This window comes from Flavobacterium sp. 1 (assembly GCF_002797935.1).
Taxonomy (GTDB): Bacteria; Bacteroidota; Bacteroidia; order Flavobacteriales; family Flavobacteriaceae; genus Flavobacterium.
The window spans coordinates 226,636-250,076 of sequence record NZ_PGER01000001.1 but is presented as its reverse complement, the minus strand read 5'-3'; the positions used below and the strand labels follow the sequence as shown (position 1 = coordinate 250,076).

Annotated in this window: 23 protein-coding genes; 14 read left to right on the top strand and 9 right to left on the bottom strand. The window is 33.2% G+C overall.

Features of this window, described 5'->3' with window-relative positions:
• Positions 1 to 161: 161 nt before the first annotated feature.
• From CLU83_RS01185 to CLU83_RS01170, 4 genes are all read left to right on the top strand, one after another.
• Positions 162 to 770, top strand: a complete 609-nt coding sequence (locus CLU83_RS01185; protein ID WP_100429925.1) for an RNA polymerase sigma factor — start codon at positions 162 to 164, stop codon at positions 768 to 770.
• Positions 771 to 1,022: 252 nt separating this feature from the next.
• On the top strand, positions 1,023 to 1,355 hold the full coding sequence (locus CLU83_RS01180; protein ID WP_100429924.1) for a hypothetical protein: 333 nt from the start codon (positions 1,023 to 1,025) through the stop codon (positions 1,353 to 1,355).
• A 21-nt stretch (positions 1,356 to 1,376) separates the two neighbouring features.
• Positions 1,377 to 1,889 carry a hypothetical protein gene (locus CLU83_RS01175; protein ID WP_157801963.1) on the top strand — a complete coding sequence of 171 codons (513 nt, stop codon included), beginning with the start codon at positions 1,377 to 1,379 and terminating at the stop codon, positions 1,887 to 1,889.
• Between the two features lie 32 nt (positions 1,890 to 1,921).
• Positions 1,922 to 2,149 carry a hypothetical protein gene (locus tag CLU83_RS01170; RefSeq protein WP_100429922.1) on the top strand — a complete coding sequence of 76 codons (228 nt, stop codon included), beginning with the start codon at positions 1,922 to 1,924 and terminating at the stop codon, positions 2,147 to 2,149.
• 104 nt (positions 2,150 to 2,253) lie between these two features.
• Here CLU83_RS01170 and CLU83_RS01165 read toward each other — a convergent pair whose 3' ends face one another.
• Complete coding sequence (locus tag CLU83_RS01165; RefSeq protein ID WP_100429921.1) at positions 2,254 to 2,490, bottom strand: hypothetical protein; 237 nt, start codon at positions 2,488 to 2,490, stop codon at positions 2,254 to 2,256.
• Positions 2,491 to 2,672: 182 nt separating this feature from the next.
• Between CLU83_RS01165 and CLU83_RS01160 the strand changes: the two genes are divergently transcribed.
• From CLU83_RS01160 to CLU83_RS01115, 9 genes are all read left to right on the top strand, one after another.
• Positions 2,673 to 3,788, top strand: a complete 1,116-nt coding sequence (locus CLU83_RS01160) for a FecR family protein (protein WP_100429920.1) — start codon at positions 2,673 to 2,675, stop codon at positions 3,786 to 3,788.
• A gap of 163 nt (positions 3,789 to 3,951) precedes the next feature.
• A complete protein-coding gene (locus CLU83_RS01155) occupies positions 3,952 to 7,677 on the top strand; it encodes a SusC/RagA family TonB-linked outer membrane protein (protein WP_100429919.1) in 3,726 nt (1,241 codons plus the stop codon).
• Between the two features lie 12 nt (positions 7,678 to 7,689).
• Positions 7,690 to 9,177: a RagB/SusD family nutrient uptake outer membrane protein gene (locus CLU83_RS01150; protein WP_100429918.1), complete on the top strand. Its 1,488-nt coding sequence runs from the start codon at positions 7,690 to 7,692 to the stop codon at positions 9,175 to 9,177.
• 19 nt (positions 9,178 to 9,196) lie between these two features.
• Positions 9,197 to 10,054, top strand: coding sequence for a substrate import-associated zinc metallohydrolase lipoprotein (locus tag CLU83_RS01145; protein ID WP_100429917.1), 858 nt, complete (start codon positions 9,197 to 9,199; stop codon positions 10,052 to 10,054).
• A 16-nt stretch (positions 10,055 to 10,070) separates the two neighbouring features.
• Positions 10,071 to 11,444: a DUF4302 domain-containing protein gene (locus tag CLU83_RS01140; RefSeq protein WP_100429916.1), complete on the top strand. Its 1,374-nt coding sequence runs from the start codon at positions 10,071 to 10,073 to the stop codon at positions 11,442 to 11,444.
• A 437-nt stretch (positions 11,445 to 11,881) separates the two neighbouring features.
• A complete protein-coding gene (locus tag CLU83_RS01135) occupies positions 11,882 to 12,775 on the top strand; it encodes a hypothetical protein (RefSeq protein ID WP_100429915.1) in 894 nt (297 codons plus the stop codon).
• A gap of 566 nt (positions 12,776 to 13,341) precedes the next feature.
• Positions 13,342 to 14,931: a bacillithiol biosynthesis cysteine-adding enzyme BshC gene (bshC, locus tag CLU83_RS01125; protein ID WP_100429913.1), complete on the top strand. Its 1,590-nt coding sequence runs from the start codon at positions 13,342 to 13,344 to the stop codon at positions 14,929 to 14,931.
• Between the two features lie 116 nt (positions 14,932 to 15,047).
• Positions 15,048 to 16,319: an acyltransferase family protein gene (locus CLU83_RS01120; protein WP_100429912.1), complete on the top strand. Its 1,272-nt coding sequence runs from the start codon at positions 15,048 to 15,050 to the stop codon at positions 16,317 to 16,319.
• Between the two features lie 112 nt (positions 16,320 to 16,431).
• Positions 16,432 to 16,851 carry a nucleoside-diphosphate kinase gene (locus CLU83_RS01115; protein WP_100429911.1) on the top strand — a complete coding sequence of 140 codons (420 nt, stop codon included), beginning with the start codon at positions 16,432 to 16,434 and terminating at the stop codon, positions 16,849 to 16,851.
• 96 nt (positions 16,852 to 16,947) lie between these two features.
• Here CLU83_RS01115 and CLU83_RS01110 read toward each other — a convergent pair whose 3' ends face one another.
• The 3 genes from CLU83_RS01110 to CLU83_RS01100 all read right to left on the bottom strand — a co-directional run bounded on the left by CLU83_RS01110 (position 16,948) and on the right by CLU83_RS01100 (position 18,565).
• On the bottom strand, positions 16,948 to 17,667 hold the full coding sequence (locus tag CLU83_RS01110) for a hypothetical protein (protein WP_100429910.1): 720 nt from the start codon (positions 17,665 to 17,667) through the stop codon (positions 16,948 to 16,950).
• Positions 17,668 to 17,843: 176 nt separating this feature from the next.
• A complete protein-coding gene (locus CLU83_RS01105) occupies positions 17,844 to 18,140 on the bottom strand; it encodes a DUF721 domain-containing protein (protein WP_077376378.1) in 297 nt (98 codons plus the stop codon).
• 2 nt (positions 18,141 to 18,142) lie between these two features.
• Entirely contained in the window at positions 18,143 to 18,565 is a 423-nt protein-coding gene (locus CLU83_RS01100) for a hypothetical protein (protein ID WP_232726929.1), read from the bottom strand.
• 237 nt (positions 18,566 to 18,802) lie between these two features.
• On the opposite strand from CLU83_RS01100, the gene CLU83_RS01095 reads away from it, so the two are divergent.
• Entirely contained in the window at positions 18,803 to 19,873 is a 1,071-nt protein-coding gene (locus tag CLU83_RS01095; protein WP_100429909.1) for a serine hydrolase, read from the top strand.
• A 332-nt stretch (positions 19,874 to 20,205) separates the two neighbouring features.
• Here the strand turns inward: CLU83_RS01095 and ftsY are convergent, their stop codons facing one another.
• From ftsY to CLU83_RS01070, 5 genes are all read right to left on the bottom strand, one after another.
• Positions 20,206 to 21,186, bottom strand: a complete 981-nt coding sequence (gene ftsY / locus CLU83_RS01090) for a signal recognition particle-docking protein FtsY (protein ID WP_100429908.1) — start codon at positions 21,184 to 21,186, stop codon at positions 20,206 to 20,208.
• A 178-nt stretch (positions 21,187 to 21,364) separates the two neighbouring features.
• Positions 21,365 to 21,517: a DUF4295 domain-containing protein gene (locus CLU83_RS01085; RefSeq protein WP_100429907.1), complete on the bottom strand. Its 153-nt coding sequence runs from the start codon at positions 21,515 to 21,517 to the stop codon at positions 21,365 to 21,367.
• 73 nt (positions 21,518 to 21,590) lie between these two features.
• Complete coding sequence (rpmG, locus tag CLU83_RS01080) at positions 21,591 to 21,773, bottom strand: 50S ribosomal protein L33 (protein WP_007805817.1); 183 nt, start codon at positions 21,771 to 21,773, stop codon at positions 21,591 to 21,593.
• 27 nt (positions 21,774 to 21,800) lie between these two features.
• The gene (gene rpmB / locus CLU83_RS01075; protein ID WP_024980263.1) at positions 21,801 to 22,037 is read right to left on the bottom strand and encodes a 50S ribosomal protein L28; all 237 of its coding nucleotides are present in this window, start codon (positions 22,035 to 22,037) and stop codon (positions 21,801 to 21,803) included.
• Between the two features lie 72 nt (positions 22,038 to 22,109).
• Complete coding sequence (locus tag CLU83_RS01070; RefSeq protein WP_100429906.1) at positions 22,110 to 23,363, bottom strand: competence/damage-inducible protein A; 1,254 nt, start codon at positions 23,361 to 23,363, stop codon at positions 22,110 to 22,112.
• Between the last annotated feature and the right edge of the window lie 78 nt (positions 23,364 to 23,441).

Below are 23,441 nucleotides of genomic sequence, written 5' to 3'. Positions count from 1 at the left end.
ACCTTATCTTTTATTTAGACAATGAAAAAAACAGGGCTTCATTTTATCAAATAAATAAATCAATACACAAAAAGAACAAAAACTTGATATTCTGTTAAAAAAAACGTAAAATTACAAAAAAATTAACGATACCTTAATAATTAAATAGCCTCAAATTAATTTTGAAAATACAATTTAACCATACTTACATTTTAGATGATTTCACATTGTGGAATAATTTGAAAACTGGTGATGAAAAAGCTTTTTCAATACTTTTTGAAAAATACTATTCTGATTTAGTACGTTATGGCAATTCTTTGTGTTCCTATGACGACAGGGTACAAGATTGTGTTCAGGATGTTTTTACAGATATTTGGGTGTATCGAGAATCACTTTCCGATAACGTTATTATAAAAGCCTATTTATTATCCAGTGTTCGAAAAAGAATTGCCCGATTGTACCAACGCGATCCCTTTTTTAAAAAAGAAAGCAATATAGAAACTACTGAATTCCTATTTGATTTCTCCATTGAACAACAATTAATTGATGATGAAACTACAGCTGAAAAAGTATTACAACTCAATATGCTGATTAACAGCTTGCCGTCTAGACAAAAAGAGGCTTTATATTTACGCTATCATCAACAACTAACGGTAGATCAAATTGCCGAAATAATGTCAGTCAATTACCAGTCTGCAAGCAACATTCTATTTAGAGGAATACAGAACTTACGCAAAGATTGGAAAGAGAATATTTCAATCATTTTGATATTATCTTCATCATATATCTAGGTTGTGAAATATTTATTTATTTATTTTTAAAATAAATCACAATTAGGTGAGTATATAATAAAAGAAGTGTCCTTATTGCTTTTGTAACCCTTATCATAAAGATGCAAAAGCGAAATAAATATACGCCTATAAAAAAGAAATTTAACAAAAAATTGCAGAGGCTATTTGAGAATTTTAACCAAGTATACAATTACTTGATTAAAACTCGTAAGAAAACACCAGATACATTATTCATTATAAAAACACAACAAAATGATAAATTATAAACTAAAGTCTAAATTTTGCACACTAATTATCACTTGTATATTATTAATATCATCTTGCGAAACCAAAGAAGATTCAATAAGGAATAGTACCATTGCAACACATCGATTAACAGACGAAGATATTTTAACAGTTAGTAATGCAATCAAAACCAAAGATGCACAATTAGCAACCGAAAGAGTTAGTTTATCACATAAAAGCCTTACTGAAACTCCCGTTGAAGAGCCATATGAAGAATATCAAGAACTTTTAGAAGTTCAAGATTTAAGTATTGAAATAGATAGTAGAATAGCACCTATATTAGATCAGACATATGAATAAAATATCCAATATTTAACTGATTTGCATTTATTTACTACACAAGAATTAGCAACAGTTTCCACACTAAAAGATGAATTATTAAACACTAAAAATTTCGATACTTCAATATCTCATTTTGAAAGCGCAATTTTATTATTACCGATGTCAAGTAAAAAATTACAACGTTTCTATAACTTTATCGATGGCTTAAAAGTTATCAACAATTACGATCCAGACTTTTTCAAAGGAGTCACTTTAACTTCTAAAAAGAATGGAGGATTCTTTGGAAGCTGTGCATCAGCTTCTATAGGAGTAGGTATAGCATTTGTTGGTCTTGCTACTATTGAAGTTGGTTCATTTGGCGCAGCTACAGGAGTTGCTGTTGCCGGATTTATATGGGCAAGTGCAGAATGGGGTGCAGCTTGCGGCGGGAATAAGCCGCCTAAACAACCTGCGTGGAAAGCACCAAAAGAGCAGAAAGTTGAGGAATTAATCACATTTGACGCTGAAGGAGATTTAAACAGTTCACCAATTTTAGTTACTTTATCATTGTAATATTAAATCACTCTTACACAAATTCAAAATCTATGATTAAGATAAACTATAAGATCCAATTTATTTTATTTGTTATATGTCTATTTTTTATAGGACTAGGTATATTTGATCTGTCTGATGAAGGATTGAAAACCGGAATCGATCTTTTTTGGCAAATTTCTCACTTTATCCCATTCATTATGGGAACAATAATTTTTGGTGTTAATTTATATTCTAAACGAATTGAAAAATTTAAACCTAAGGAAGATAAAACACCATAACTTATTCGAGGTATTAGCAAATTTCACATAATAAAGCATTAAAATTAAAGAGACTGTCCGAAAATTACTTTTTTGAACAGTCTCTTTATAAATCATAAATCGATTTACTTGACGTGAACCAAAATCCATTTAGAAATTTCATCCAAGGCAGTTGGAGAGAATGTCTGTTCAATAATTCCATATTCAATGGACAAACTGGTTTCGCATTCTTGAAAAAGATGATTCAAATTAGCAATACTTTTGGTAGTTACTTTTCTATCCCTTTTCACCAAGGCATTTTCAATTGCAATTAAATTCACATCAGCGGGAACTTGAAGATCTTTGTTGTCCTTTACGTTCAAAACCGGGCAATAAAAAAATTACGCAAAGATTGGAAAGAGAATATTTCAATCATTTTGATATTATACTCATCATATATCTAGGTTGTAAAATATTTATTTAATTTATTTTAAAAAAAATCACAATTAGGTGAGTATATAACAAAAGAGGTGTCCTTATTGTTTTTGTAACCCTTATTACAAAGATGCAAAAGCGAAATAAATATACTCAGATAGAAGACTTTTTAGGTGATGATTCCTTTCGCCAATGGATTCTGCAAAATAAAAATGCTTCCAAGTGGGAGAATTGGACACTCGAAAATCCTGAAAGAGCAAAATTAGTAGGAGAAGCTCGTTTATGGGTTCTTGCTACCAAAGTCGAGGAAACCCAGATGTTAACGGCAACAGTGGAATCGGCCTTAGAAAATACTTGGAAAAAAATCGCTCTTAAAGAGGCTGCTCTTAAAAGTGTCCAAAATCCAAAATCTAAAATTTGGAATAGCAATTGGTTTAGATCCGCAGCAGCTGTTTTGGTAATGGGTCTAGCATTTTCATGGGGATATTTCAACTTTTTTGACACAGCCAAAGACAATCGTGTTTACCAAGAACTTCTCATAGAAAATAATGAAGGATTAGTTGAGCAAACAAACAACTCCAAAAATCCTCAAATCATAACCTTATCTGATGGAAGTTCTATTTTGTTACAACCTAAAAGTAAACTGAGCTATCCTAAAATTTTTATCGGAAATGAACGGAAGGTGTATTTGTCGGGTGAAGCTTTTTTTGAAATAAGTAAAAATAAAAGTAAACCATTTTTTGTTTTTGCCAACGAAATTGTGACCAAAGTTGTAGGAACGAGTTTTAGAATTTGTGCTTTTGAGAACCAGCCTAATGTAGAAGTAATAGTCCGCACTGGAAAAGTAAAAGTTCACTCTAACAATCAGGCGGCAAAAACTTCTTCTGAAGAAGTTTTTTTATTACCCAATGAAGCTGTACGCTTCGTGAGAGAAACTGCCAAATTTGATAAAATAACAGATGTCACTAGAGATATTGTTCTGAAACAAACTGCAAAACCCATAGAACAATTGAGTTTCGATTTTACAGACATGCCTGTTAGCCATATATTTAAAACAATCGAGCAAGCCTACGAAGTAGAGATTGATTTTCCAAAAGAAAAATTAAAAAATTGTCATTTAACTACTTCATTAATCGATCAGCCTTTACCCGAAAAATTAAAGATTATCTGTAAAAGCATTGGGAATAATACTAGTTATGAAATGAACGGAAACCAGATTATCATAACATCCCAAGGATGCAATTAAAAACCAAGCCTATGTAAAAAATGTACTAGAAACAAAAAAAGCGCCGAATATGCTGTAACACATTCGACGCTAAATTAATATCAAAAGCTTTCTGTAAAAAGCATTTTGGTAAGTTTTTCAAAACACCCGTTTAAAAAGTATTAATCAAAACAAAATCAAAATTATGAAAAAACCTGTTGTCAAACAACGATTACTCTATCGAATCATGAAAATAACACTCTTTCAGATAGTACTGGCTTTTGTCTTTTCGACTGTTTTAATGGCCAACAGCGTCAAAGGACAGAAAAAACTAGATACAAAAGTTACCATTTCGATTACCAACTTGAGTTTATCCAGTGCATTATCTAAACTTCAAAAATCAGCTAACGTAAAGTTCTCTTATAATTCAAGAATAACACAGCTTAACCAAAAAGTGAACATTAATGCTAACGATGAAATACTCTCCAGTGTTTTAAACGAAATACTTTTACCATTAAACATCAGTTACTCTGAAATAAGCAACCAGATTGTTCTACAGACTATACCTGCTAAAGAACCTGCAAATTTTGATCTTTTAGAGTCATTAAATTCTAATTTAATTGCAGCTACGATTGTAAAAGGAAAAGTAATAGATTCCAATGGCAATCCGTTACCAGGAGCATCAATATTGGTAAAAGGAAGTAAGGTTACCACATTAACCGATTTTGACGGGGCATTCTCGATAGAAATACCTGCCGGCAGTTCAAAAATTGTGATTAGTTACATTGGCATGCAAACCAAAGAAATTGATGTTACTAATGATTTTATCACTGTAGTCTTATCTGAAATAGGGCAAAGTCTTAACGAAGTTATCATTACCACTGGATATGAAAAAACATCAAAAAGAACTTTTACAGGAGCTGTCAGCAAAATTACCGATAAGGAACTAAAAGTAGACGGAGTAGTTGATGTTAGCCGAATGATTGAAGGTAAAGCAGCCGGGGTAACTGTACAAAATGTTACAGGTACTTTTGGTACTGCACCAAAAATTACGGTACGTGGATCTTCATCAATTTTCGGAGATACAAAACCGCTATGGGTTATTGATGGAGTAGTACAAGAAGACATTATCAATCTTTCATTTGCTGATTTAGCTTCAGGAAACTCAGAGACTTTACTAAGTTCATCAATTGCGGGTTTAAACGCTAACGACATTCAAAGTATAGAAATCCTTAAAGATGCATCGGCGACTTCTATTTACGGCTCAAGATCTCTAAACGGTGTTGTTGTTGTTACTACCAGACAAGGCAGAAGAGATTCGCCTTTAAAAATAACATACTCACTAGAGCAATCCCTTAGAACTGTGCCAAATTATGGACAATATGACATTTTAAATTCTCAAGAATCAATGAGTATTTTTAAAGAAATGGAAGCTAAAGGATATTTGGATTTACCATCAACAGTAAATGGCAGATATGGAGGTGCTTATAACATTTTAGGAAGAGCAATCAATACATATGTTCCAGAAACTGGCGGTTATTTAGTAAATAATGATCCTGTAAGCCGTAATAATTTCCTAAAAAAATATGAATTAGCCAATACAGATTGGTTCAATGTACTCTTTAGACCCTCAATTACACAAAATCATTCTTTGAGTTTTGCCGGAGGAGGTAAAAACAACACCTTTTATGCTTCATTAGGCTATTACAATGATCCAGGATGGACTATTGCTGATCAAGTAAACCAATTATCATCAAACATCAAAGGAACGTTTTTTGTAAACGATAAATTAAATATAACCTTATCAACTCTAGCTTCAGTTCGTAATCAAAACGCTCCAGGAAGTTACGAAAGTGAAAAAGATGAAGTTTTTGGAAAAGTTACCAGAGATTTTGATATCAATCCTTTTAATTATGTTTTAAATACTAGCAGAACCTTAAGACCTTATGATGATAATGGGAATTTAGAATATTACAGAAACAATTGGGCCTCGATGAATATCCTAAATGAATTGAAAAACAATTTTATGGAAATTGAAGTTAAGGACATTCGATTTCAACTAGATTTAGATTATAAAATTAATTCCAAACTAAACTATAATCTAACAGGATCTGGCCGTTACGCAAATACAAGCCGTGAACATAAAATATTAGAAAATTCAAATGTTGTGGGCGCTTACAAAGCAGGAACTCCTGATGGTGAAGATGGTGTTAACACATTGGTTAGGGATGAGAATATTTTTTTATATCAAGATCCTAATGACTTAACTGCTCCTAAAGTTTCGGTTTTACCAAATGGCGGTTTCTTGAGAAAATTCACAAATGATATGACTTCTTATAATCTTAGAAATAGTATTACCTACAGAGATGTTTTCAAAGATAAACATGAATTAGAAGGTTTCTTCGGTACTGAAATGCGTGTTGTAGATAGAAGCAGTGATAATTTTACAGCAGCTGGAATTCAGTATGACCGAGGTCTTACCGCTTTTACTGACCCTAGAATTATCGAAAAAATAATTAACGGAGGAGATTCTTATTATGGATTTAATGTAGAAAAAGAAAGAACGGTAGGTTTCTTCGGTAAAGTTGGATACACTTATAACCGCCGCTATACAGCTTCAGTAACAGGCCGTTATGATGGATCAAACAGACAGGGAGACAGCGGTTCTTCAAGATGGTTACCTACTTACACTTTTAGTGGAAAATGGAATCTTTCTGAAGAAAATTTCATGAAGAATATTGAATCTGTAAACAATTTAAGCCTAAGGGGGGCTTATGGACTTACTGCAACAGCTGGACCGGCGACAAACTCATTGGCAATCTACAAAAGTTATATTACTGATCGTTTTAATATTGATGACAGAGAATCAGGAATCCAAATCGATGAATTACAAAACGGAGCATTGACTTGGGAGAAACAATTTGAGACTAATTTAGGATTAGATTTAGGAATGTTTAATAACAGAATACAATTTACAACAGATGTGTACAGCAGAAAAGCATTTGATTTAGTGGATTATGTTATTACCTCTGGGGTAGGAGGACAAAGAATAAAACAAGGTAACTATGCAAATATGGAAACCAAAGGTCTTGAAGTTGGTTTTACAACAAAAAACATTAATAATAAAGATTTTAAATGGTCAACAACATTAAACTTTTCAATTTATAATCAAGAGATTACAAAATTACAAAATAAGCCTACTGCATTCGATTTAATTGATGGTAATGGCGGTAATACTGTTGGACACCCGAGAAATGCAATTTATTCTTATCAATTTACAGGCTTAAATAATCAAGGTTTACCAACTTTTATAATGGCTGAAGGAGAAACAGATAAAATCACAGGAGCTAATTTTCAAGATAATCAAGATGTTACTAAATATTTAAAATACGAAGGCTCTATTGAACCAAATAAATCTATTGGTTTAGCAAATACATTTACCTATAAAAATTGGTCATTATATGTCTTTTTTGTTGGATCTGGTGGAAACAAAATACGTCTAAATCCTATTTATGATAGCACTTATGATGATTTAACCGTTTTTACCAAAGAATTTACTAACCGTTGGATCAACCCTGGCGATGAAAATTACACAAATGTTCCAGTTATTGCTGATAAACAAATGAATACAAACTACGATGGATCAAGAACATTAGCAAGAGCTTATAATACTTATAACTATTCAGATGTTAGAATTGCAGATGGTGATTTTGTAAGATTAAAAAACATATCATTGAGTTGGGAATTCCCAAAAGATTTGAAGAAAAAATTAGGACTTAGTGCCTTTACTTTAAGAGGCTCTTCTGTTAATCCTTGGCTAATTTATTCTGACAAAAAATTAAATGGCCAAGATCCTGAATTCCGAAATACTGGAGGCGTTGCCATGCCAGTTACCACTCAATATACTTTTGCTATAAACCTTTCATTTTAATATTATAAAATTATGAAAAACTTAAAAATAACACTATTACTTCTAATCCTTGCAGGTGTTAGCAGTTGTGATGATTTTCTTTCTGAGAAACCCGATAATAGAACCGAAATAAATACTCCTGATAAAATCTCTGAAGTTTTGGTCAATGCTTATCCTCAGATGAGCTATTTTGATATTGCCGAAACAATGTCTGATAACGTTTTTGATAGTGGAATCCAATTTGGAAACACACTCATAAAAAACCTTCAAAACTACAATTGGGAAATTCAAACAGAAACTAATAATATTGATACCCAAGCCTACTATTGGGATGCTTGCTACAGAGCTATTGCACATGCAAATACAGCACTGCAGGCAATTGAAGATTTAGGAAGTCCAAGCAGTCTAAATCCTCAAAAAGGAGAAGCATTATTAGCTAGAGCCTATGCTCATTTTATGTTAGTGTCTTTTTGGTCACAACGGTACAACCCTGCTACAGCTAGCTCAACTATAGGAATTCCCTATCTTACAAAACCCGAAACCGAGCTAGCTCCTCAATACAAGCGAAACACAGTTCAAGAAGTTTTTGACTTTATTCAAAAAGATATTGAAGAAGGACTGCCATATATAACCAATGGGTATAAAGAACCAAAATTCCATTTTAATAAAGATGCCGCTAAAGCATTTGCAAGCAGGTTTTATTTAATAAAAGGAGATTGGAATAGGGTAATCGCATTATCAAACGACTTAGGTTCTAAACCACCAGTTGGAAAAATAAGAGATTTTGCATCCTATGATCTAATGACTCCAGATGAGCAGCGTGTAAGCTATGCCAGCAGTGCAGCTCAAACAAATTTATTAATAGTATCGGCAAATTCAATTGTCGGAAGATCAGCCTCCCAAAGTAGATTTTATCTGTCGGGAACTAGGTATGGAGAAATTTTGGGGTCTGGTACCAGTCTTTTTGGAAAAAGCTGGCTGTACAATTTTTATTCATACAATAGCAGCAGAACTGTATTTCTTCCTAAGTTCTATGAGTATTTCAAGTATACAAATGTAACAGCGGGAATTGGAGAACCTTATGTTGCTGAAGTTTTGCTAAGCAATGATGAGTTTTTCTTAAATCGTATAGAAGCCCATGTTATGGCTGGACAGATAAGTTTGGCAAATGATGAATTGGAATACTTTTTATCGACTAGAACAGTAGGATACAACGCCACTACTGATAAACTAACACAAGCTAAAGTTGTTGCAAAATATCCTGTAGTTGCTGATGAGTACACTCCGTTTTATACTATGACTCCAGTACAAACATCTTATATAAAAGCAATTGCCGAAACAAGACGAAGAGATTTTATACACGAAGGGATGAGATGGTTCGATGTAAAGCGTTTTAATATTGTTGTTAATCATGAAATTGAAAACAAACCAACCAATGTTTTAGCCAAAGATGATAATCGTAGAGCTTTACAAATACCTCTTCACGCATCAGGTAATGGTATCGAATTAAATCCTAGATAATTTTTAAAAGCAAAATATCATGAAAATAGTAAAATATAATAAAATAGCAGTTTTGTTTTTGACATTGGCGGCTCTTGTTGCTTGTTCGAATGATGATCAAGTAGGTGAAAGCCAGCTTGATTATAATCAGCCAACAAAAACTGCACTGGATAATTGGATAGGTATAAATTATCTAAACCCTTACAATATAAATGTCCAATATAAGTGGAACCAAAATACGGTAGATAATAGCCGCTATTTATTCCCGCCATTAGTAAGCAGCGTCCAGCCAGCACTTGAGATAGTTCAAAAAATATGGCTTGATAGCTATAAAACAATCGGCGGGGCAGATTTTGTAAAAAAAATTGCTCCGCGAGAAATTGTTTTGATAGGAGGAGTTAATTTAAATAGTGTAGGTACGAGAACCTTAGGACTAGCCGAAGGAGGACAACGAGTAACACTTTTTGAAACTGATTATATCGACAAAACAAATCGAGCAAATATAAAAGAGTTTATACACACCATTCAACACGAGTATATTCATATTTTAAATCAGAATAAACCTTTTGATGAGAAAGCTTGGGCGGCAATTACTCCAGTTGGATATACTGCCGATTGGTACAATTATACAATTCCTTCCTCAAATGAATTAGGTTTTATTACTAGTTATGCGAGATCTAATATTAATGAAGATTTTGCCGAAACAGCCTCTGTTATATTAATCAGTTCAAAAGCTGAGTATGCTGCTTTTTTGAATAATATTATAAGTGATTCGGCATATTTTGCACTAATAGCAAAAGAAGCGTTAGTCGTAAAATATTTTAAAGATGCTTTTGATATGGATTTTTATACTTTACGCGATGAAGCTGAAAAAAATACGAATGCTGTTATAAACTAATTAAACACCAATAATTATGAAAGCACAAAATATATATAAATATCTAATTGTAGGTTTTATAGCCTTACTGCTGGCTGCTTGTACTAATACAGACGCTGAGCAAAAATTCGAACAAACACCAACTGAACGTTTAAATTCGCAGAAGAAAGAATTAACCGATATGCTGCTTTCTTCAGAAAATGGCTGGAAAGTAGTTTATTTTACTGACAATACCGTTTTAGGAGGCTACACTCATTTAATCAAATTTGCAAAAGATGGAACTGTCGAAATGGCTTCTGACTTTGATGACGATACTGATGTTTATAAAAGTGAGTATGCTATTCAACTAGGAAGTACGGTAAGTTTGGTATTTACTACCAAAAACAGAATACATCTTTTATCCGAATCAGATAATTATCCTATTCCAGCATTGCGAGCAAAAGGATATCTTGGTGATTTTCAATTTCTGTATTATGGACAGGAGAATGGAGAAATTATTTTTAGAACAAATAGAAGCAATCAAGAGCTCCGCTTTGTAAAAGCAACTGCTCAAGATTGGACTGACTTGCCTAAAAACATAGATATGATTGACAATGTCATTGGAGACCCATCTAGACCTCTTTTCAGATTACTTGAAACCAATGATGGTAAAACAATACACCAATTCGATTTTTCTTTTTCTGAGGCTACTCGTTTTGCCGAAGCAAATTCTGTTGAGACTGGTTATTCTGTAACCTATGATATGGGAATTGGTTATTCGCCAACAGGTATTGTAGTTAGTCCTGCGGTAGAAGTTGGAGGCCAAAAGTTAACAACTTTTGTCTACAATAATGCTGATGGAAGTTTTACAGCTACAGGTACAAACGGTGTAAGTGCAACTATTAAATATTCAAGTAAACCTTTGGTTCTGACTGATGATTATAAAATTCTTTTACCTTTAAATGCAAATGTAGTATATGGGCATGACAGATCTATACTTGAATTAGCTCCAACAAATTCCCTTTCATTTATTTCAATTTTTAAAACCATTGAGTCCACTTTGGCGGTCGGATCAAAGCTGACCAGAATACAGCCTTGGTTTAATACTCCTAATGGGAGCTACGTCGAGTATAGATTTGTTAGTTCAACAGGAGCGACAACAAGAGTCTATCATTATTTTACGCTAACAAGTGATGCTACAAACAAAACTATAACCTTACATCCTACAACTATATGGAAAAAGGGATCAACTTTTGCGAATGCCGTTACTATATCAGCTGAAGCAAATTTGAAAGACTTAGATGACAATTTAATGAATCCAAAAGGTTTATACTTTAAAAGAGAAAACTTTACAGTAGGCGCAAGTAATGCTGTTTTTACTTTCACAAGTACTGATAGCCCTTTTAGAATGACAACTTGGGCTTTTCAATAATAAATTAACATCGTTTATGCTAAAATATAGTTGAATAAAAATTGGATTATATTGAATGCCCATACGATATTATACCAGAACGATTGGCTTAGAATATAATCAGTATTGGTATAAAATACCTAATAAAATTTATGACTATCCGTAGCCAAGATTAATAGAGTTCACAAGTTTTATTAATCAGTGAAATCAGTGGAAGAAAAAACAACTGATACATATTTTACGGATAGTCTTAATAACATATATAATAACCACTTGGAAACTTAATTAATTATTTTTTGAAGAAAAGCAGTTCAATTTTGAACTGCTTTTTTAATTGAATTTCAAAAAACAATCATAAATTTTTACAGAAAATTCATCAAATTAATTTATTATTATTAAGATTATTCTTTTTTTATTAATATATTTGTAGTATTTTTAATAAACAAAAAGCTATAATTATGAAAAAAACAAAAAACATCTCTAATGCGCCTTTCAGTCAAATGAAACTGAAAATTTACCTGTACGGATTTATAACAGTATTGATTATGATAATTTTTTATTCATGTTCTAATACCGAAGTTGAATCGATAACTAAATCAGGAAATGCTGAAGCTAAAAAAGAATCAGGCAAAAATGAAACTTTAAATAAATCAGAAGTTGTTATTTCGGATTATGATACTGGGAATGTAAATTCATTTTCACAACAAACTTTCGCAAATGTCGAAAGTATAGAAACTGCATTAAACAAAAATAATTATGTAGGATTTAATAATGAAGCTATTCAATTGGTGAATGTTGCAACAAACGAAAATGATCTAAGATTTGCATTTGAGAAGGCGGGAATAGCAAATAGTCAAGAAGTTATTGATCTACTGAAGACTATGGTCACAGCACAACAAGATTTTATTTCTGAAAATCCAAGCTTTTATAATTTACCTATAGAAACACGAATCGAACTACTAAATGCAAGTATTGACCTAACCAAAAGCACTTATATTTGGAATACACCATTACCAAATATAGGACAAGTTGTTCCTGACACTAAATGTGGAAGGCGTCTTATTAGAAATTGGAATAGATGTAATCAAGATTTTGGAGGATGTGCAGTAGGTGCTATTGTTTCTACGTATGCAGGGGGATGGCCAGGCTTAGTAATGGCAGCAATTTGCATGTATAATAAAGTAAATTGTCAGAACAGAGCACAGGAAAACTATACAGAATGTTTAACAGAAGTAATAGAAGGTGTGCCACCACCAACAGGAGAATTAACGATACATTGCACTTTAGATGCAGTAGTGGATAGTTGTTGGACAACAGACTCCAATGGTAAATATGTTGGAAGAGTTAATTAATAACAAAAGAATAATTTTATAATTATGATAAAGAAACATATCACACCAGTAAATGTGATTATCTATTTATGGATATTTATGCTTGTATTTATTTCAAAAGAATATAGTGAATATTATAGATACTTCTTATATCTGTCTATACCATTACTCATTCCATTTATGATTTTTAATCTTATTAAACAGAGAAGAGAAGACCAACTCAATGGTACGGCAATGTTTAAATCATCAATTTATAGGATGCTGATTATATCAGTAATACTAATAGTTTTCTTTTTTATTACTGAGCAAAATCACATGTAAGCTTTTTAACTTTAATTTTATTTGAGAAAAGGCAACTCAATTTGAGTTGCCTTTTCTTATTTTAAACATGTTTGATGAATTAGTTTTTATAATGTTTAAAGATTTACTAAAAAAAGCCCCCTACCCTAAAAAAATAGAGTTACCAACTTACAACATAGTCATTCTAATAAACATTCATGAATTCAAGATAAGGTTATACCTCAAAAGACAACATTTAAATAATCTCTTGCAATATTTTTGTTATTTTAGCAATAAAATAAAAGTGTATGCCAACCGACTGTATCAGCTATCAAAATTCCGGATATTTCTCTCCATTGATGAACGATTATTTAAATCAAAAAAACGAATTAAACCCCTTATACCATCGTTTCCCCACTCTTGAAAACTTTGAAGATCAAATCATTGAAAAAAAGGATAATTTCAATAATGAAAACCGAATTGCTTTAGTTGATGCTTTAAAAAAACAATATGCCGGAATTGAAATTTCGGATTTAACTAAACAAAATATTCAGCTTTTAAACCATCCGAACACCTTTACCGTTACTACTGGACACCAACTCAACTTATTTAGTGGTCCTTTGTATTTTTTGTACAAAATCATTTCGACTATTAACTTGACAAGCGAATTAAAGGCGAAATATCCTGACTATAATTTTGTACCCGTATATTGGATGGCAACCGAAGATCATGATTTCGAAGAAATAAATTATTTCAGTTTCAAAGGAAAAAAATTTCACTGGAATAGAGACAGCAAAGGGCCAGTTGGAAGATTATCTACAGAAGGCTTATCCGATTTTCTAGAAATTTATGCCCTGGAAATAGGCTCCAGCATCAATGCAAAAACCATTATAAAACTTTTTGAAAATTCTTACCTCAAACACGACAGCTTAGCCGATGCTACGAGATATTTAGCAAACGAACTTTTTGGAGCATCAGGTTTAGTTATTTTGGATGCTGATGACCAGAATTTGAAACGCAGTTTTATTCCATACGTAAAAGAAGAATTGCTTCGCCAATCTTCCTTTAAGGCGGTAACGGAAACCATCGAAAAATTAAAAGACTATTTCGTTCAGGTGAATCCGCGCGAAATCAATTTGTTCTATATTGAGGATAATCTGCGTGAACGAATTATTCTGGATAATGAAATTTACAAGGTCAACCACACCAAAATAGAATTCACAGAATCTGAAATTCTGGCATTACTGGAAAGCAATCCTGAAAAATTTAGTCCAAATGTCATCATGCGTCCTTTGTACCAAGAAGTTATTTTACCCAATTTATGCTACATTGGCGGAGGCGGAGAAATTGCTTATTGGCTGGAATTAAAATCTTTTTTCGCTTCCGCAAAAGTTACTTTTCCGATCTTATTGTTGAGAAACTCCGCGCTTTTGACAACCGAAAAACAGAACAAAAAAGCCGATAAATTAAACTTAAGCTGGTCTGATTTATTTTCCAAACAAGCCACTTTAGTCAATCGAATTACTCAAAAATTATCTGATTTCCCAATTGATTTCACCGAGCAGAAAGAAGCATTGCGAAAACAATTTGAAACACTTTTAGAACTGGCTGATCATACAGACAAATCTTTTTTAGGTGCAGTAAAAGCACAAGAAGTCAAACAAACTAAAGGATTAGAAACTCTCGAAAAAAGATTGCTTATTGCTCAAAAAAGAAAATATCATGATGAACTGCAACGCATTATTGACTTGCAGAACGAATTGTTTCCCAACCAAAGTTTACAGGAACGCCAAGCTAATTTTTCAGAATTTTATCTGGAAAATGGAGCGCGTTTGATTCCGAAAATAATGAAACAGCTCAAACCATTGGAACAAAATTTTAATATAGTAACTTTTTAAACTGCTGAATCTCTAAGATTTTAAGCAACTAAGATTTAAATAACAAAATTGAAAACCTTAAAAAAAACTCAGAGACTCATAATCTCAGCAACTTAGTAACTTCAACCAAAAAACCAATGACCAAAGACCGCCTTATTTCGCTTGATGTATTTAGAGGATTAACCATTTTATTAATGACCATTGTCAACAACCCCGGCAGTTGGACAAATGTTTATCCTCCTTTACTCCACTCCGAATGGCACGGCTGTACCCCAACCGACTTGGTTTTCCCGTTCTTTATTTTCATTATGGGAGTAGCCATTTCTTTTGCAATGCCTACCAAAACCTACGACAAAACCACCTTTAACAAAATACTGACCCGTTCGTTACGCATGGTTTGTTTGGGGGTATTTTTTAATTTTTTTGGAAAAATACAGCTCTTTGGATTGGAAGACATTCCATTAGTGATTGGTCGTTTAATTATAACTGCTGGAGTTGGTTATGCATTAATGGGTAATTTTAATGCTAAACTAAAAACCTATTTGGCTGTATCCATTTTTGCAATTTATTTAATCTTGGCCTATAGCGGTATCGAAGCCTATAAAACAGTAAGACTCCCAGGTGTGCTGCAACGCATCGGAATTGTCTATTTCATCGCCTCGCTTTTGTATCTAAAAACTACTCAAAAGACACAATTACTTGCTGCTATCGGAATATTGCTAGGTTATTGGGCAATCATGACACTGGTTCCAGCACCAGGATTCGAAATCACAAACCTTGAAAAAGCCACCAACTTAGCTGCTTGGGTGGATAGTATTTTCTTAAAAGGACACATGTGGGAAGTAACCAATACATGGGATCCAGAAGGAATACTAAGCACGATTCCTGCAATTGCAACAGGAATAATAGGTTTGCTTATTGGACAATTGCTTAACAGCCCATTGCTAAAAATAGAAAAAGCAAAAAAAATGGCCATAATAGGAATCGTTCTTATTGCATTGGGTCAGTTGTGGAATATCATTTTTCCTATAAACAAAGCACTTTGGACGAGTTCATTCGTTCTATACACTGCTGGGCTTGCTACGCTTACCCTATCCATTTTATACTATATCATTGATATTGCTGATTATAAAAAAGGAACCAAATTATTTCTGATTTGGGGAGTAAATCCAATGATTGTATTTTTCCTGTCCGAAATAATACCGCAGGCAATGGTGATGATTTCGTTTCCGAACCCAAAAACCCCAACAGAACAAATCAATCTTTTAGATTATTTATATGTTGCGGGAGTGCAGCCATTTTTCAATAATCCGATGACCGCTTCATTAATATTTGCAATTCTTTATGTAGGTTTATGGTCTGTACTTTTGGCTTATTTTTATAAAAACAAAATGTATTTCAAAGTTTAGAATCAAAAAAACACCAAAGTAATAACAGATATTTACCCGTAAATTGACAATTTGCTAAAATCATTCGATAAAAAAAGTATATTTTTGCACAAAATTTTAAAACACAGAAAAAATGGCGACTAATAGAACTTTTACAATGATTAAGCCAGATGCAGTTCAAAACGGACACATCGGAAACATATTGGCAATGATTACAAACGGTGGTTTCAAAATCGTTTCTTTGAAATTAACACAATTGACAGTTGCAGATGCACAGGCATTTTACGCTGTACACGCTGCAAGACCTTTCTATGGAGAATTAGTAGAATTTATGTCTCGTGGTCCAATCGTTGCTGCAATTTTAGAAAAAGAAAACGCTGTTGAAGATTTCAGAACTTTAATTGGTGCTACAAACCCAGCTGAAGCTGCTGAAGGAACAATCCGTAAAGCATACGCAACTTCTATCGGAGAAAATGCTGTTCACGGTTCTGATAGCGATGAAAATGCTGCTATCGAAGGAGCTTTTCATTTTGCAGGAAGAGAGCAGTTCTAATTTTAGATTTCTAGATTTAAAATTCTTAGGCTACTTAAATTCAAAAAAAGAAACCCACTTCTATGAAGTGGGTTTCTTTTTTTAATAGCAAAATTATTAAAGATTATCAGCTGTCTTTTTAATGATTTTATTAACTCTTTCATCTAAATCTTTTAGAAGTTCCTCTAAAGCGCTTTCGCACATAGGCAGTACTTTTTCAGGAGTTAAAACAGGAACTCCACCTATGATAGCTCCAGTTTTTTTAGAGTTTGCCCCTTCATTGAAAGCAAATATTTTTTTTCCTGTTTTATCATACAAAGAAATTCTAGCATAAGCTCTCATTTTAACTGTTCCTGTCCCTCCAACAGCAAAACCTTTTTGTAAAGCAAAATGTATTTCTGTAAATAAAACACCATCTGCAATTTCTTTAAAAATAGTAGCAGTTCCTACTTCATTTGCTTCACCAGCTATTCCTTCATAAATATATTTGTATCCTGGGTAATTAATTATAGTTTTTCCCGCTTCACCCTCTCTAGCGAATTTAGGAGAAAAATCAATATATCCCTGTTTTTGAGTCACTTCATTTTCAGGAATTATATCAAATGGAAATTGTTTAGAATAAACATTAAAAAAAGCATTATGATATTTCTCTAAAATAGGAGTAAGATTAAAGTCTGGATTATTGCCTAAATCAGCTATTGAAGCCAAACCATTTAGACCCAAATCAGAAAAATCGATTGTTTTGTCGGTATAAAAAGCAACAACTGCTACTTTTTTCTTTTGTGAATAACTATTTAAAGCAAATAATACGGTTAAAATAAATAATACTTTTCTCATTGTTTTTTTTTAATTGTTTTTAGTTGTTGATTATTTTACAAGTAAGCTTTTTTATTTATTAAAAAAATACTTACTATCAAATGTATAAAAAAAACACTTCTAAAATAGAAGTGCTAATTATATTTTTTAAAATTAAAATCTAATAATTCAGATCCGTTTAAAAGTCAAAAAAAAGTCTAACGCAAAACCACATCCCTCACCACATCTCTCCGCAATTCCTCATTAATCATTTTAATAATCTTGGATTTACCATGGCTTAATTCCTCGCGCAACACCGCCGATGTTAACTGAACATACAAAGTTGAACCTTTTAAAACCACATTATTGGTATAACTGTTCACACCGTTCCCCATCAAATTGCGCCAAGCATCTTTCACATCAATCTCATCCATTCCAGATTGCAATTTATTGACCTCGATAATTTGCTTCAAAACGTCCCCTATCGAACTTTGATTATTTAATCTTTTTGCCATAGTCATCTAAATTTATTGGTCCCGTTTTTTTTATAATGATATTCTTTTTTCTCAGCATTCAAAACAACCAACTCTTTATCTGTCAAAGCCAGTATTTCCTCGCTCCATTTCATATATACTGTACTGTAATCCAAAAAAGTCTGATCATTGGCAAAACGTACTTTTACATTTTCAAACGTATCATTTACTAAAAATGTACCATCCAATTGCGGCATCACTTTCTTGCGAATCCCCACATTCTTTTTGTCAATTTGAAAATAATCAAATGATTCATTCATACCGTACTGCTTCTCTTTTCCATCCTCCAAAACCACTTTTTCAATCTCCCAATAACCGTTGATTTTAACAACATCAGCAGGAGTTATTTTTTGCTTGCATCCAACAAATAAAAGGACAACCAATAAAACACCAAATACTTTTTTCATAAAATAATTTTCTTTTTTAGGAGCTACTTCCTGCTATCCGCTTGTATCTTTTTTTGGTGATGAAAAATCACAAAAAAAGGATACCGCTTCTATCAGGGCTAGGGCATCCAATTGATCAACATCTTCAGTTAATACGACAAAGTTAAACTTTAAAAATCCAAAGAAAATAAAAAAAACACATTCTCATTAAACTATTTTTGATATTTTTGGTCTTACCCAAAACTAACCTCCGCAACCATGTCAAAATCAATACTGTTACTTGTATTTGCATTTTTCTGCATCAATTGTTCCTCAAATAATGATGAACCCGTTCCAACTCCCACAGAAACACTCTATTTTCCGCCACTCACAGGCACTGATTGGGAAACCAAATCCATAGAAAACCTTGGATGGAAGCAATCGGCCGTGCAGCCGCTATTGGATTATTTGGAAGTCAAACATTCCAAAGGTTTTATTATCCTTGTCAATGGGCGCATTGTAATGGAAAATTATTTCAACGGTCATGATGCTGCTGCCAATTGGTATTGGGCTAGCGCAGGAAAAACATTGACATCAACCCTTACGGGAATTGCACAACAGGAAAACCTCATCAATATCAACAACAAAGTATCACAATATATAGGAACGGGCTGGACAAGCGCACCTCTTGCCAAAGAAAACCTAATCACCTGCAAACATTTATTAACCATGACTTCCGGTCTGGATGACAGCACCGATGATGTTTCTCCCTCTGCCCTTACCTACACCGCCGATGCAGGAACACGCTGGGCGTATCACAACGTATATGTAAAACTGCAGGACATCATTGCACAAGCCAGCGGACAATCGTGGAATAACTATTTCAATGCCAAATTAAGAGACAAAATAGGAATGAATGGCACTTGGTTTACCTCTGGCAACAATATTGTTTACAGCAGTACCACCAGAAGCATGGCTCGTTTTGGACTATTAATGTACAATAAAGGAAAATGGGAAAATAATGTAATCCTGAACGAAAGCTATTTCAACGAAGCTACAAACACTTCCCAAAACATCAACTTAGGTTACGGCTATTTATGGTGGCTGAATGGCAAAGCAAGCTATCATTTACCTCAATCGCAACTGCAGCTTAAAGGCAGTTTAATCCCGACTGCTCCCAATGATATGTTTATGGCATTAGGCAAAAACGACCAAAAAATCTATGTCGTTCCCAGCAAAAAAATGGTAGTCATCCGAATGGGAGACGTAGCAAATCCAGATAATCCAACTTTTGCCCTATCCGGTTTTGATGAAGAGCTATGGTCCAAAATTAGTGCTTTGTATCAGTAAGGAAGAAAATCATTTTTCACTAACTATCAATCAAATAGATACTAATAGATACTAAATAATTAGCGGTATTTTGTAATGGTTTAATAAATTACAAAACACCGCTAAACTTTTTATTTCTAAGAATTCAGATGATAATCTAAATATAGTCGCTTACTTTTTAATCCTCCTCATCAATCCCAAAAAGAAAAAAACCAATCCAACAATCAATAAAGCATAATAAAGACCAACACTAGTTGTTCTAATAATGTTTGCCAATACAAAAGCCGCTATACTTACAAAATAAAAATATATAGGGCTGGCATTTTTTAAAAAAGAAAAATTCATGAACTTAATTATTTAAAAAAACTATCTACAAACTCGTATTTATTAAAAATCTGCAAATCTTCAATTCCTTCTCCAACTCCAATGTATTTTACCGGAATTTGAAACTGGTCTGAAATACCGATAACAACACCACCTTTGGCAGTACCGTCTAATTTGGTAACCGCTAAGCACGAAACCTCAGTTGCAGCAGTAAATTGTTTGGCTTGCTCAAATGCGTTTTGTCCTGTAGAACCATCCAAAACCAGCATTACATCATGTGGAGCGTCACCAACCACCTTTTGCATAACTCTTTTTACTTTTGAAAGTTCATTCATCAGGTTGATTTTATTGTGCAGACGGCCAGCTGTATCAATAATAACAACATCAGCATTTTGAGCCACCGCAGATTGCAACGTATCAAATGCCACCGAAGCCGGATCGCTTCCCATATCTTGTCGAACTATCGGCACGCCTACTCTATCAGCCCAAATTTGCAATTGATCAATGGCTGCCGCGCGAAAGGTATCCGCTGCTCCAAGAACCACTTTAAAACCTGCTTTTTTAAATTGATAAGCCAGTTTTCCAATTGTTGTAGTTTTACCCACTCCATTCACTCCAACAACCATCAAAACATAAGGTTTAGTATTCACTGGAATAGTAAATTCGGTTGCTTCACCAGTATTAGTCTCCGATAATAATCCTGCAATTTCATCTCTCAAAATCTGATTGAGCTCATCAGTGCCAAGGTATTTATCTTCCTCTACTCTTTTTTCAATTCGACTGATTATTTTTAGGGTTGTATTGACTCCCACATCCGAAGAAACAAGAACTTCTTCTAAATTGTCCAAAACATCATCATCTACTTTTGATTTCCCAGCTACCGCTTTGGTTAACTTAGAAAAAAAACTAGTTTTAGTTTTTTCTAAACCTTTGTCTAATGTGTCTTTTGCCTCTTGGCTTAAGCTCGAGTCTTTTTTCTCTGAAGAGAATATTTTTTTAAAAAAGCTCATGGAGTTTTATGATTTGTAATTCACATTTGTTAATTTATATAAGAAAAATCAATTAAAAACAATACAATCTGCGTTTAAGGAAATTCTCAAAAAATCTTTTAATTTCGAGGTGTAAATATAGAAAATAAAAAAGCTACTTCCGAATGAAAGTAGCTTTTCTATAAAATGTATTAGTTAATTATTTCTTTTTCAAGAATTCATCAACTTCTTCAGGAGCCATAATAGATTCAACGAATGTATATGCGCCAGTTACTGGAGATTTCACCATTTTGATGGCTTTTGATAATCTCTTAGAAGATGTTTGTAACGATGCTACGGTTTTCTTTGCCATGATTGAAAGTTATTTGAAATTTAAATAAAATTCTCAAATGTAAATCATTTGAGGTTTTTTAAATCTCTAATTATTATTTAATTTCTTTATGAACAGTAACTCTTTTCAAGATTGGATTAAATTTTTTAATCTCTAATCTGTCTGGAGTATTTTTTTTGTTCTTTGTAGTTATGTATCTTGAAGTCCCTGCAACACCAGTTGTTTTGTGCTCAGTACATTCTAAAATTACCTGGATTCTATTTCCTTTCTTTGCCATCTTGCTATTTTTTTATTTTGGAAAAGATTATTTAATAAATCCTTCTGACTGCGCTTTTTTCAAAACTGCAGCGATTCCATTTTTATTAATTGTTTTTATCGTAGATGCTGCTACTCTAAGAGTAATCCATCTATCTTCTTCTGGAAGATAAAAACGCTTTTTAACTAAGTTAACAGAAAATTTTCTCTTAGTTTTGTTCATAGCGTGAGAAACGTTATTTCCTACCATCGCTCTTTTACCTGTAAGGTCACAAACTCTTGACATTATACTTATCTTTTATCGTTATTCAAAATCAGGGTGCAAAGAAAAGAAAAATAAACCTATAAACCAAAAAAATTACAGCTCTTTTTTTGAAATTTCTTTCAACAATATTTCAAGCCCTTTTACCGAAGCTCTATCTATCACTTTTTCACGGGGTTGACCAAAATCAAACTCTTCTACAATAACTCCATTTGGCGTTGCCAAAGCAATAAAAACAGTTCCCACACTAGCATCTGCCTCGCCTTTTGATGGCCCGGCATTACCTGTAGTTGCAATAGCATAATCTGTTTTCAGCAATTCTTTCACGCTCAAAGCCATAGCTTTAGCGACTTCAGCACTCACAACACTATGTTCCTCTATCAGATGCTTAGAAATACCTAATACATTTTGTTTTACTTCCGTTGAATATGCCACAACACTTCCTTTGAAATAATTGGAAGCTCCCGGAACTGAGCTTAACAGCTGCGCGATACTGCCGCCCGTACAGCTTTCAGCAGTAGAAATTGTTTTATTTTTCCTAGTTAAAATTTTACCCAGACTTACTTCAAGAGTTTCATCATCCTCAAAACCAACAATAATATCTCCTATTATTTTAGTCAAAGAAACTACATTTTCCTCAATAGCTTTTTCTATTAATTCTTTATCAGTTCCTCTGGCCGACAGCCGTAACCGCACTCTTCCCGGCGCAGGCAGATAAGCTAATTTTATAAATTCGGGCAGATTATTCTCCCAATCTTCAATTTGTTCAGCCACCGCACTTTCTCCCCGCCCATAAGTAAGAATTGTTTTGTGAATAATGTAAGGACGGTGATAATCCCTAATTACTTTAGGAATGATTTCATTTTCTACCAAATATTTCATCTCAAAAGGAACTCCTGGAAGCGATACAAAAACAGTATCTTCCTTTTTCATCCATAATCCAGGTGCTGTACCCACTTGATTGTGAAGCACCATACATTTTGAGGGAACCAGCGCCTGATCTTTGTTGATTTGAGTAATGGCCCGCTTATAAAAACCTTCTATCAACTGAGTCACATGTGCTAAAACAACAGTGTCCACAACCAATTCATCTTTAAAATAATCACAGAATGTTTTCTTAGTAATATCATCTTTAGTCGGACCCAATCCGCCAGTAATAATAACAATATCAACTTTATTTTGAAGTTTTGAAAATGTATTTAAGATATGCTCACGAGAATCACTTACAGAAAGCATCTCATAAACCTCAACCCCAATTCTATCTAATGATTTAGCTATAAAACCAGAATTTGTATCTGTAATTTGACCAATCAGAATCTCATCTCCTATTGTAACTATGGCTGCTTTCATATTTTAAAAACTTCTGTTCTATATATATTAAATAAAAAAATCTAACTGCCGCGCTTACTACACAACTGTTAGATTTTT

Coding starts and splice junctions, on each gene's coding strand:
- CLU83_RS01135 (WP_100429915.1), top strand. CDS start 11,882: ATGAAAAAAACAAAAAACATCTCTAATGCGCCTTTCAGTCAAATGAAA.
- CLU83_RS01150 (WP_100429918.1), top strand. CDS start 7,690: ATGAAAAACTTAAAAATAACACTATTACTTCTAATCCTTGCAGGTGTT.
- CLU83_RS01110 (WP_100429910.1), bottom strand. CDS start 17,667: ATGAGAAAAGTATTATTTATTTTAACCGTATTATTTGCTTTAAATAGT.
- bshC (WP_100429913.1), top strand. CDS start 13,342: ATGCCAACCGACTGTATCAGCTATCAAAATTCCGGATATTTCTCTCCA.
- CLU83_RS01115 (WP_100429911.1), top strand. CDS start 16,432: ATGGCGACTAATAGAACTTTTACAATGATTAAGCCAGATGCAGTTCAA.
- CLU83_RS01120 (WP_100429912.1), top strand. CDS start 15,048: ATGACCAAAGACCGCCTTATTTCGCTTGATGTATTTAGAGGATTAACC.
- CLU83_RS01180 (WP_100429924.1), top strand. CDS start 1,023: ATGATAAATTATAAACTAAAGTCTAAATTTTGCACACTAATTATCACT.
- CLU83_RS01155 (WP_100429919.1), top strand. CDS start 3,952: ATGAAAAAACCTGTTGTCAAACAACGATTACTCTATCGAATCATGAAA.
- CLU83_RS01140 (WP_100429916.1), top strand. CDS start 10,071: ATGAAAGCACAAAATATATATAAATATCTAATTGTAGGTTTTATAGCC.
- ftsY (WP_100429908.1), bottom strand. CDS start 21,186: ATGAGCTTTTTTAAAAAAATATTCTCTTCAGAGAAAAAAGACTCGAGC.
- rpmB (WP_024980263.1), bottom strand. CDS start 22,037: ATGTCAAGAGTTTGTGACCTTACAGGTAAAAGAGCGATGGTAGGAAAT.
- CLU83_RS01085 (WP_100429907.1), bottom strand. CDS start 21,517: ATGGCAAAGAAAACCGTAGCATCGTTACAAACATCTTCTAAGAGATTA.
- rpmG (WP_007805817.1), bottom strand. CDS start 21,773: ATGGCAAAGAAAGGAAATAGAATCCAGGTAATTTTAGAATGTACTGAG.
- CLU83_RS01105 (WP_077376378.1), bottom strand. CDS start 18,140: ATGGCAAAAAGATTAAATAATCAAAGTTCGATAGGGGACGTTTTGAAG.
- CLU83_RS01100 (WP_232726929.1), bottom strand. CDS start 18,565: ATGAAAAAAGTATTTGGTGTTTTATTGGTTGTCCTTTTATTTGTTGGA.
- CLU83_RS01095 (WP_100429909.1), top strand. CDS start 18,803: ATGTCAAAATCAATACTGTTACTTGTATTTGCATTTTTCTGCATCAAT.
- CLU83_RS01070 (WP_100429906.1), bottom strand. CDS start 23,363: ATGAAAGCAGCCATAGTTACAATAGGAGATGAGATTCTGATTGGTCAA.
- CLU83_RS01145 (WP_100429917.1), top strand. CDS start 9,197: ATGAAAATAGTAAAATATAATAAAATAGCAGTTTTGTTTTTGACATTG.
- CLU83_RS01170 (WP_100429922.1), top strand. CDS start 1,922: ATGATTAAGATAAACTATAAGATCCAATTTATTTTATTTGTTATATGT.
- CLU83_RS01160 (WP_100429920.1), top strand. CDS start 2,673: ATGCAAAAGCGAAATAAATATACTCAGATAGAAGACTTTTTAGGTGAT.